Source organism: Alistipes sp. CAG:268 (assembly GCA_000434235.1).
In the GTDB taxonomy this organism is placed as follows: domain Bacteria; phylum Bacteroidota; class Bacteroidia; order Bacteroidales; family Rikenellaceae; genus Alistipes; species Alistipes avistercoris.
In genome coordinates this window covers 46,801-56,895 of the sequence record FR892008.1, presented here as the reverse complement: position 1 = coordinate 56,895, position 10,095 = coordinate 46,801, and the positions used below count along the sequence as shown (strand labels likewise).

The window sequence follows — 10,095 nt, the reverse complement described above, 5'->3', positions numbered from 1 at the left end:
ACACGACGGCCAACTATTCCAAACGCAAGGACCTGCGCCACGTCAATTCGCTCATGGACATGACCGTCGCCCCGGGGGTGCTTTTCCGCCTCGGCCCGCGCCTTGCGCTCGGGGCGAACTACACCTACCGCCGCCGCATCGAGAGCCTGCTGCTCAAGGTCTACGGCAAGACCGACCGCGTCTACGAGTCGCTGCTCGATTACGGGGCCTTCTTCGGCAAGCGCGAGGTCTTCGGCGAGAACGGCTATACGAAGGAGAACGAAACCAAGCCGCTCTTCGACCGTTACCACGGCGGGTCGCTTCAGATCGACTGGCGTCTCGGCCGGCGGCTGACCCTCTTCAGCGAATGCTCGTTCCGCACGCGCGCGGGCTACTACGGCCGCCCGTCGCCCACGACGGTGGTCTACACCGACCACGACGGCAGCGAACTGGCATACACCGCGCAGCTGACGCTCGATGCCGGACGGCAGCGCCACATCCTGCGGCTTGAACTCGGGCAGCGAACGGTCTCCAACCGCGAGAACATCTACACCTACCAGACCGAGGAGGTCGGCCGCAGCTACATCCTCTACCTCGGACAGACGGACGTGGGCAGCCGTACGCGGCGCTCGGCATCGGTCGTCTATACGGGTGAGTTCGGACGCGGGCAAGGGGTGGCGGCGTGGCGGGCGACCCTCGACGGCGGGGCCGGCTCCCGCCGGATCCTGGCCGTGAACTATCCCGACTACCGGCTTCAGACACTGACGTGGTGGCATTTCCGCGCCGCAGGCTGCCGTAACCTCGTGCGCGGCCGCAACCTCTGGACCTTCGGGTTCGGGGGCGGATACTCCTCGGGCTCGGGCGCCCTCTGTGCGGATGGCAGCTACGACAGTTCGGGCCAGAGCGAGACCCTGACCCGCACGCTCGACGACCTGCTCGTGCAGGAGTACGAGTTCCTGACCGCCCCGCGCGTCGGCCTCGAGCTCGACGTGCGGCTGACGCGCCGTTTCGGCAGCCGGGGCATCCGCGGGTTCGTCGCGCTGGACTACGCCTGGGACAAGGCCTTCTCGACGACTGCGCTGGGCAATGCCATGCGCCATACGGCCCGCCTGCAGTTGGGCTGCGCCTTCTGACAGGCGGGTTTCGGCCGCATGGCCGGGCGATTTTCCGATCGTGTTTCTTAAACTTACGGGGTATAAACCGTCTTTTCAGAAACACGAATCGTTATGGCAACAGTAAAAGTCAAGTTCAGACCCTCTTCGGTCGCGGGCAAAGCCGGCCGCATCTATTATCAGGTGGCACACCGGGGCCGCATCCGGCAGATCGCCACCCGTTTCCGGATTCAGACCGGGCAGTGGGACTTTCCGGCGCAGCGCCTCGCAGCCCCGGCAACGGAGGAGGAGGCGCTCGTGCGGCAGTGCATCGACAGCGATCTTGCGGCACTGGCCGGCATCATCCGCCGGCTCGAGGCTGCGGCGCGGCCCTACGATGCCGACGAGGTGGTCTGCCTCTTCGTCGCGCCGCAGCACCGGGAGACGATCCTTGCCTACATGCGCCGCCAGATCGAGCACCTGAACTCCTGCCGGCGCTTCGGCACGGCACGCAACTACCTCCGGGCCATGAACAGCCTGTCGTGCTACCTCGGCGGCGAGGACCTCCCGATCCGTGCGCTCAACGAGAGCCTGGTCGAGGGTTACGGCGCCTTTCTGCGGCAGCGTGGCGTGGTCCGCAACTCCATCTCGTTCTACATGCGCATCCTGCGCTCGGTCTACAACAAGGCCGTGCGGCAGCATCTGGCCGAGCAGTCCTATCCGTTTCGCAGCGTCTATACGGGCATCGACCGCACGTCGAAACGGGCGGTCGATGAGTCGATCATCATACGCCTGTTCCGTCTCGACCTCGACGCGTCGGGTCCGCTCTCGCGAGCCCGCGACCTGTTCATCTTCAGCTACTGCACGCGCGGCATGGCCTTCGTCGATATGGCCTACCTGCGCAAGAGCGACATCCGCGGCGGGGCCATCCACTATACGCGCCACAAGACCGGGCAGCAGCTCTCCGTGCGGATCGAACCGCCCGTGCAGCGCATCATCGACCGCTATTGGTCCCGGTCGTCGGTCTACCTGCTTCCGGTGCTCGACACCGAGGAGCCGGCCGCGGCCTTTGTCCGCTACCGCACGGCGCTGAACTACTACAACCGGCAGCTGAAGCGGCTGGCCGCCATGCTGCATCTCGACTCCGGCCTCTCCTCCTATACGGCCCGCCATAGCTGGGCGACTGCCGCGCGCAACCATGATGTTCCCCTCTCGGTCATCAGTGCCGGCATGGGACATGCCTCGGAGCGCACGACGCAGATCTACCTCTCGCGGCTTGAGAACTCGGTGGTCGATTCGGCCAACCGCAGAATCGTCGGCAGCCTGCGCTGAAGGGCCGTCGTGCGGCCGTATTCCCTTCCGGGGGGATTGTCTTCCGGCGAAAAAACGCTATCTTTGTCCTCTGCCCGGGGCGGTGCTGCAGCCGTCCCGGGACAAAACGGAACGCAAACGGATATGGAACGCAAAAAATCGGTGTTCAACTGGAGCGGCGGCAAGGATTCGGCCCATGCGCTCTGGAGGGCGATGCAGTCGGACGAGTATGAGATTGTCGCGCTGCTGACAACGGCCAACCGCTCGACCCGCCGCTCGACGATGCACGGCATTCCCGAGTCGCTGCTGCTCGCGCAGGCCGAGCGGATCGGCGTGCCGCTTCATGTCGTGGATCTTGCGCCGCAGGGCGGCATGGAGGACTATGGCGAGGCAATGACCCGCGCCGTCGGGCATTTCAGGCAGCAGGGTGTCACGCACTTCATCTTCGGCGACATCTTCCTGCACGACGTGCGCAGCTACCGCGAGGCGCAGCTCGCCCCGCTCGGCATCGAGGTGGTCGAACCGCTGTGGGGCCGCAGTTCCGCCGAGGTGATGCGCGACTTCCTCGACTCGGGGCTCCGCACGGTGGTCGTCACGACGATGGCCGACGGCCTGGGCGCCGCGGCCGTCGGGCGGGAGATCGACCGTGACTTCGTCGCCTCGCTGCCCGCGGGGGTCGATCCCAACGGCGAGAACGGCGAGTACCACACCTTCTGTTACGACGGCCCGATCTTCCGCTCGCCCGTGCCGTTCCGCCTGGGCGAACCTTTCATGCAGAGCTACGACATCCGCCATGACGACGGCTCGGTGCACACCTACTCCTACTGGTTCGCCGACCTTTCGGCCGCCGAGTAGCCGGCCGTGCCGGCATGCCGCTACCGGTCGATGCCGTCGCGCGACAGCACGCCCTGCGTGTAGTAGTGCTTCACTTCGCGCATCTCGGTCACCAGGTCCGCCGCGTCGAGCAGCGCCTGCGGGGCATACCGTCCCGTGATGACCGCCTCGACCCGCGGGTCGCGCTGCCGCAGGGCCTCGAGCACCTCCTCCTCGGTCAGCAGCCCGAAGTGGAGCGCTATGGTCAGTTCGTCGAGGATCACCACGTCGTAATCGCCGCCGTGCAGCAGTCCGGCGCAGCGTGCGAGCCCCTCGCGGGCCGCCGCGATGTCCGCGGCATCGGGCTGCCGGTCGATGTAGCAGCCGCGGCCGAGCTGCTCGATCCGGATCTGCCCGAATCCGGCTCCGGCGCGGCCGAAGAGCTCCTCGATCCGCGTTTCGTTGTACTTCATCGACTTGACGAACTGTCCGACATAGACCTTTTTCCCGGCGCAAAGCGCCCGTACGGCCAGCCCGAACGCCGCCGTTGTCTTGCCTTTCCCGTTGCCCGTATAGATGTGGATGTATCCTCGTTCCATGCGGCAAATATAGCCTTTTTGGGTCGAACACCGAAACTTTTGCCGGCCGTATCTTACGTGTCGGCGGGCTGCGGATCGCCTCCGTCCGGGAGTTCTTCCCCGCCTTCCCGCCGCGTCAGCCTCACCACGTGGCGGCACCTTCGGGCCACCTCGGCCCGGTGGGTGACGAAGAGCAGCGTCCGGCCTGCCGTGCAGGCCGTCAGCCGCTCCATGAGGAGCCGTTCCGTCGCGGGGTCGAGCGCCGAGCTGAACTCGTCGAAGAGCAGGATCCTTCCCTGGCCGAGCAGCGCGCGGGCGATGGCGATGCGCTGCGCCTGCCCTTCGCTGAGTCCCTCGCCTCCCTCTCCGCACGGGGTGTCGAGCCCGAGCGGCAGCAAATCGACGAAATCCGCTGCAGCCGAATACAATGCACGTCTCATCTCAAGTTCCGAAGCATGTCTGTTCCCGGCGCGCAGGTTCTCCCGGATCGTACCGCTCAGCAGGCTGTTTCCCTGCGGGACGTAGACCAGGGCGCGGCGTGCGGCGGCCGACGCCTCGACCGGCCTGCACCCTTCGCCGTAGAGCGTCACCGACCCCTCCTGCGGACGCAACAGCCCCAGCAGCAGGCGGATCAGCGTACTCTTTCCGACTCCCGTGGGCCCGATGACGGCCGTGGTGCTCCCGGGGCGGAAATCGTGGGTGAAACGTTCGAGGATGTTGCGCCGGCCGTTAGGATAGGCAAAGGTGACGTTGCGGCAACTGATGCCGCTCAACCGGTTGAAGTTCAATGCGTTGTTTGGCGTCACCTCATCCTCCGGATCAAGTTGTCCGATCTCCTCGAGCCGTTCGGCCGATGCCGCGGCGCGGAGCACCTCCGGCGCCTTGTGCCCGAGGTCCGCCGCAGGGCGCTGCAGCAGCCCGACCAGCTGGATGAAGGCCGCAAGGGTCCCGACCGTGACGGTGCCGTGGCGCAGCAGCAGGGCGCCTCCGATGAAGACCGCGAGGTAGCCCGCCCCGAATCCGGCGAGGAGCAGGCCGCGCATCCGCCGGGTCATCCGGGCGCGGCGGTCAGTCATCCGCCGCACCTCGCGCTGCAGCGTCGCAAGCCGCGCCACAGCCGTGGACGTGCGGCGCAGGGCGAGCAGCACCACCCGTTTGCGGAGGCTCTCCTGCATGAGCGCCTGGCTGCCTCCTTCGGCCCGGCGGATGGCGGTGGAGAGTCGCTTGATCCGCCGCGAAGTCCCCCGGGCGGCCAGCAGGCAGGCGGCCAGCAGCACCGTGACGCCTGCTGCCAGTCCGGCGTGGAGCATGCAGAGGAAGAGAAACGCACCGCCGGCCTGCAGCAGGTCGTTTACGCAGCCCGGCAGCGTCCGGCAGCAGCATTCGGCAACGAGGCGCACATCCTCCCCGAGCCGGTCGGCCGTATCGCCCGTGTGGAGCCGCTCCCGGCCGTTCCAGACGCTGCCGACCGCCCGGCCGAACAGCCGGCGCCGCAGCCGGTTCGCCATGCGGACTTCGGTCCGTGCCGTGGTGTATCCCTGTCCGAGGCTGCAGGCGATGCCGAATGCCGAGGCGGCGGCCAGCCCCAGCGCCGGGGCGAGCAGCGGGGCACTGGTGTCCGATGCGGCCAGGTCGATGAGCCGCCGGCTGCATCCGACGAAGAGCAGACCGCACCCCGTGCGGAACGTGCCGAGGAGGAGGATCGTGGCGATCCTTCCCCGGAATCCGGAGGCGGCATGCAGGAGGAGGTGCAGCGGGGCAGTGGGGCAGAGGTTCATGTGCGGCGTTTCGGCAGGGCGTATGACGCGGATGCTGCAAAATGCCTGCCGGACCGGAAAGCGGCGGGGCGGAACCCGCAGTGGGTTCCGCCCCGTTCCGACAGCCCGAATGCCGGGCCGCATGCGCCGCACCGGTCAGGGTTCGGGGGTGATCGTCACCTTGTCCACGTTGTTCTTGTGGCCGTAGTAGGGACTCTGGGGTTGGTACGACGTGTTGATCCCGCCGTCCCGGTCGTTGATGTAACGGACGTTCGAGGCCGGAGAGCAGTTGTTGATCTCGAGGGCGGCCGACCAGGAGATGTTGATGCCTCCGTCGCCGATGTTGCCGATGAATCCCGACGATGCCGAGATATAGGAGTAGCGGATGTAGATATCCTCCGTGCGGCAGTTGTCGAACGATACGCCGCGGTCGCCCAGCACCTGGCCGACCAGTCCGCCGGCCTGATAGCCCGTCAGGTGGATGTCTTCGGCCGAGCAATCCTTCAGTGCGGCCACGCGGCTGCCCGGATCCCCGCCGCCCGAGCCGACCCAGCCGATCAGTCCGCCGAGATTCTGCGACGTGGCCGACGATTTGATCTGCACGTGTCGGGCGTGTACGTTCTCGAACTGGCTTTCCATGCTCCACTGGTTGCCGCCGGTATATCCGATGCAGCCGGCGAAGTAGGCGTTCTCCTTGCTGTGGTCCACCGGGTTGCCGTCCTCGTCCTTGACCGGGAATTCGGCGTCGGCCAGTCCGTTGATGGTGATGTTCTCGAACGTGAGGTTCTTCATCACTCCGTCGAACTTGCCCCATACGCCCGTGTAGGCCTCATACCGTCCGAGGACGAAGGGGCCGAGCTTGTATTCGTAGATGGCGCCGTAGGCCCCGCTCATCGAGAAGTTGCGCAGGGCGTGGTCCTGTCCGTCCACCGTGTAGATCCGTGCGCTCGAGTTCGGGTAGATCGGTTTCCACTCGATGCCGCTCATGTCGATGTCGTTGTTCAGCCGCAGCGTGAAGTTGGGATGGGCGTCGAGCATCTCGTCGATGTGTTCCGGCAGCCAGGCGAACTCCTCGCGCGTGAAGACATCGTAGGTGTTCGAGGCGGCGTCGTAGCCCGGCTCGACGGGGGTGATCGCCTGCCCGTTCCACCACTCCTCGCCTTCGATCCACTCGTTGGTGAAGCCCTCGTCGATGGAGATCGTCACCGATCCGCCGACGGTCAGCAGGTTGCCGATGAGCGTGGTGAGGTAGTTGCGCTGTACGGGGATGCTGGTCTGGAAATCGCGCGAGGCGACCTCGGTGTCGCCCTCGAACATCTCCAGGCTGAAATGGACGGCCTGCTGCTCGGGGGTTGCGATCAGGTAATCGACCGTCAGCGTGCGGTTGGTATCGCTCGAGTCGTAGCCTTCGGCGTAGAACTTGCCGCCGGCCTGGTCGGTCGCGATGGCTCCCGTATAGACCGTCGAGGCGTCGGCATCGGCGCCGCCCACGGCTTCGCCCGTCACGGCGTTCAATCCGGCAAAGCGTTCGCAGTCGTGGTAGGCGATCCGGAAGTTGTCGGGTTTGGCCGCCGCTCCGTTGGCCTCGTCCCAGTCGGTGGTCACCACGCGGATCTTGGCAAAAGGCCGCTTGAGTGTCAGCGAGGCGTCGAAGGTCTGGGAGATGGCGATGTTGGACGAGATGAAGTAGGCGTCGCGGCTCTCGTCATTGATCTGCGCGTCGAGGGCATCCCGGGTGGTGATGTTCGTGAAGTCCGAGGTGTCGTAGTGCAGGTCCTCGGAGGTGCCCTGTGCCACGAAGTCGGCCCATGCCACGAACTTGTAGGTGTTGTTCGGCGTCAGCCGGAACTCGAAGACCGTGGGACCGTAGGTGTCCGAGGTCTTTGCCTGCGGTGCGACCAGCAGCCGGCTGCCGTCGGACGAGTAGACGGCAATCTGGTAGCGCAGGTCGTAGCGCTCCCAGTCCACGTTTGTCAGACCGCCGCGGGCACTGTTCGTGCCGGCCACGGCGCGTGTCGTTTGCAGCGCCTCGGGGGCGTCGAGACGAATGCGGATCGTCTCACCGTCGGGATTCCATCCCGGCAGATCCGGGTTTTGCGAGCAACCTGCCGCTGTCAGTACGGCGAGCCCGCCCATCAGGATACGGTTCAACTTTTTCATGCGTAAAGGGTTTTATAGGTTGATACTTGTGATTTATGTCATGAATCCGAGGGGTCAGTCCGGGATGACGACGACGAACTCGTCGTCGAATCCCTCATCGATCCCGATGTCGCCGCTGCCGACCGACCGGGTCAGGAACGGCCCTTTGATGACCGTCTCGCGGTTTCTCCACAGCGGAACCTCGATGTCCTGGTAGTGGTTCAGCTCCTGTCCGTCCTCGTAGAGGAACACGTCGATCAGTACGTGGTCTTCCCGGTCGCTCGAGGTCAGCACGTAGTCGTAGGCCAGGAGCACGCTCCCGTCGGCCTCGACCGTCGAGGGCGAGGTCTCCATCGTGCGGCTCTCCACGAAGGCGTTGGGGTTCTGCGTATCGACGTTGTATCCGGCACTGACGTATTGTTTGTAGATGATCCGCACGTCGAGGTCCTCGATCCGTTTGCCGCTGGCCAGGAACTCCTGCAGGTCGGTGGCCCACAGCCTGAAGCGGCCCGATGCCCGCTCGAGATAGACCGGTATGCTGCCGTCGTCGGCGCGCGTCGCGCGTCCGCTCCGCAGCAGGATCGGGGCACCCTGCCTGTCGGCGGCGAAGTCGATGGCGAAGTCGCTCGATCCGGCGGCCGAACTCTTGTGGTGGTTTACCTGGGGCTTGTGCTCGACCTTGACCAGGACCGCATCGAGCGAACCGGTCTCGAAGTGCCAGTCCGATACGTTGCTCTGCGGGGCGTAATCGGCCCAGCTCAGGGCCCGGTAGCGGCCCTCGGGTACGCGGAACTGCAACGTGTCCTGCGGAGCCTCCATGAGTCGCTCGACCGCGATTTCGCGCCGGGCGACGAGCCGCCCTGTATTCGTGCGCGATTCGGTCGAGGCGACCTCGTAGAGTTCGGTGATGATGCGCATGCAGAGCCTCTCGTCGGCCGTGTAGGTCTGTGAAAGCTCCGGAGCGAGTTCGGTCTCGGAGCGGTTGCCGTCCTGGTCGTAGACCAGCTCCTTGTAGTATTGGGGAGGGGTTCGATCGACGTTCAGCTCCACGACGACCAGCGATTCTCCCTTTCCCGGGTATTCGTGTATAGTGGCGTCGCAGGATGTGGCAAGCAGCACGATCCCGCAGACGGTTGCCGGATATATGGAACGAAGGTTCATGGCGTTCAGTTTTTGGGTTTTTTGCGGGAGAGGTCCCATTTGTAGGAGAGGGTGATCCCGGCACGGGTGATGCCCCAGTAGCAGTCGGATCCCGATGCGAATTTCTGTCCGTTCTCCCGGTTGCGGTAGGCGTCGTAGCGGTATTTGGCGAATCCGGCGCCGAGGGTGAACTCCAGCCCCCAGCGTTGTGCCCGGCCCAGCGGCAGGGCATATCCGTAACTTAGGCCCAGACCCCAGAGCGCGTGGTTGGGGTCCTGGTAGCGGGCGTAGTCGTCGAGGGCGATGTTGAAGCCGGCAACGTGGGTATGCAGGCCGATGAAATGGCCCCGCAGGGCCTCTTCGGGCCACCAGCGGATCTCGGGCTGCACGGCCAGCAGGCGGATGTTGCGCCGCGAGGTGATGTTGTAGGGCGAGTACCACACGGGAATGTCGAGCGACCAGTGGGTGCAGGGGCTGATCTCGATGCCGAGGTTGGCGACCAGCGCCGCATCGAACAGCAGGTTGGTCTTGGCGGCGATCAGCCACTTTCCGCAGCCGCAGCCTCCTTCGGGGGAGGCGGGAAGGCCCGCGGCCGGGAGCGGCTGTTCCGCGACGCGGAGAAGCGGGGCCGGGAATGCGGCTTCGGCGCCGATGCCGTCGTTTTTCGGCCGCTGGTAGACGATGACCATGCGGGCATTGCGCAGCGGGGGAAAGAGTTCGCGGATGATTTGTTGCCAGGTTTGTCCGCCGTCGAGGTCGCGGATCTTCCGTTTGCGCGCCTCGTTGTCGGGGGTGCTGCGGAGGATCTCCAGCACTTCGTCGCGCTTCGGGATGCGGCGGTCGGAGGCAAGCATGCGTTCGAACGACGTCCAGTCCTCGCCCAGGTTGTCGGTTCGGAACCACTCTGCCGAAAGGCCTGTCTGGTCCCCGATGAGCCGGGTCAGGGCATCGGCGCGCCGTTGGCCCAGGCGCAGGTTCCAGTCGGCGAGGCCTTCGGGCGAGGCACTGCCTCCGATCCAGATGTAGGTCAGCCGGTATACCGGGTCGTGCCGGATTTCGTCGAGCAGCCCGAATGCCGGTTCGAGCCGGTCGTTCGGTTGCGGCACATCACGATTGACGGCAAAATGCACCGGTGTGACGAAGCCGCCGGTGGAGTAGATCAGACTGTCGNNNNCCGCCGGTAAAGTAGATCAGACTGGGGGAAGAGCCTTCCGATATCCGTGACAGGCTGTCCGGGAAACAGATTTCGGAGGCTCCCGTGAAATCGGCTGTCTGTTGTTGGGCGTG

At 65.5% G+C, this 10,095-nt stretch carries 8 protein-coding genes; 3 read left to right on the top strand and 5 right to left on the bottom strand.

Going from position 1 to position 10,095, the window contains the following annotated elements:
- From QZL63_RS08275 to QZL63_RS08265, 3 genes are all read left to right on the top strand, one after another.
- Window positions 1–1,112 (top strand): DUF6850 family outer membrane beta-barrel protein (locus QZL63_RS08275; RefSeq protein ID WP_290586522.1); only part of this gene is annotated, 1,112 nt, incomplete at its 5' end.
- 93 nt (window positions 1,113–1,205) lie between these two features.
- Window positions 1,206–2,402: a tyrosine-type recombinase/integrase gene (locus QZL63_RS08270; protein WP_022308852.1), complete on the top strand. Its 1,197-nt coding sequence runs from the start codon at window positions 1,206–1,208 to the stop codon at window positions 2,400–2,402.
- A 123-nt stretch (window positions 2,403–2,525) separates the two neighbouring features.
- Entirely contained in the window at window positions 2,526–3,236 is a 711-nt protein-coding gene (locus QZL63_RS08265; RefSeq protein WP_022308851.1) for a pP-loop superfamily ATP-utilizing enzyme, read from the top strand.
- 20 nt (window positions 3,237–3,256) lie between these two features.
- Here the strand turns inward: QZL63_RS08265 and cobO are convergent, their stop codons facing one another.
- The 5 genes from cobO to QZL63_RS08240 all read right to left on the bottom strand — a co-directional run bounded on the left by cobO (window position 3,257) and on the right by QZL63_RS08240 (window position 9,914).
- Window positions 3,257–3,931 carry a cob(I)yrinic acid a,c-diamide adenosyltransferase gene (cobO, locus tag QZL63_RS08260; RefSeq protein WP_290586519.1) on the bottom strand — a complete coding sequence of 225 codons (675 nt, stop codon included), beginning with the start codon at window positions 3,929–3,931 and terminating at the stop codon, window positions 3,257–3,259.
- The gene (locus QZL63_RS08255) at window positions 3,847–5,550 is read right to left on the bottom strand and encodes an ATP-binding cassette domain-containing protein (RefSeq protein ID WP_022308849.1); all 1,704 of its coding nucleotides are present in this window, start codon (window positions 5,548–5,550) and stop codon (window positions 3,847–3,849) included. The genes cobO and QZL63_RS08255 overlap by 85 nt, the downstream gene beginning before the upstream one ends.
- A gap of 135 nt (window positions 5,551–5,685) precedes the next feature.
- Entirely contained in the window at window positions 5,686–7,689 is a 2,004-nt protein-coding gene (locus tag QZL63_RS08250) for a DUF6562 domain-containing protein (protein WP_022308848.1), read from the bottom strand.
- A gap of 54 nt (window positions 7,690–7,743) precedes the next feature.
- A complete protein-coding gene (locus tag QZL63_RS08245; RefSeq protein WP_022308847.1) occupies window positions 7,744–8,829 on the bottom strand; it encodes a DUF6562 domain-containing protein in 1,086 nt (361 codons plus the stop codon).
- Between the two features lie 5 nt (window positions 8,830–8,834).
- Entirely contained in the window at window positions 8,835–9,914 is a 1,080-nt protein-coding gene (locus QZL63_RS08240; RefSeq protein WP_290586516.1) for a DUF3575 domain-containing protein, read from the bottom strand.
- Window positions 9,915–10,095 lie beyond the last annotated feature (181 nt).

Bases quoted from the DNA above. Each gene is read 5' to 3' on its own strand.
- QZL63_RS08250 (WP_022308848.1), bottom strand. From the start codon at position 7,689: ATGAAAAAGTTGAACCGTATCCTGATGGGCGGGCTCGCCGTACTGACA.
- QZL63_RS08270 (WP_022308852.1), top strand. From the start codon at position 1,206: ATGGCAACAGTAAAAGTCAAGTTCAGACCCTCTTCGGTCGCGGGCAAA.
- QZL63_RS08255 (WP_022308849.1), bottom strand. From the start codon at position 5,550: ATGAACCTCTGCCCCACTGCCCCGCTGCACCTCCTCCTGCATGCCGCC.
- QZL63_RS08245 (WP_022308847.1), bottom strand. From the start codon at position 8,829: ATGAACCTTCGTTCCATATATCCGGCAACCGTCTGCGGGATCGTGCTG.
- QZL63_RS08265 (WP_022308851.1), top strand. From the start codon at position 2,526: ATGGAACGCAAAAAATCGGTGTTCAACTGGAGCGGCGGCAAGGATTCG.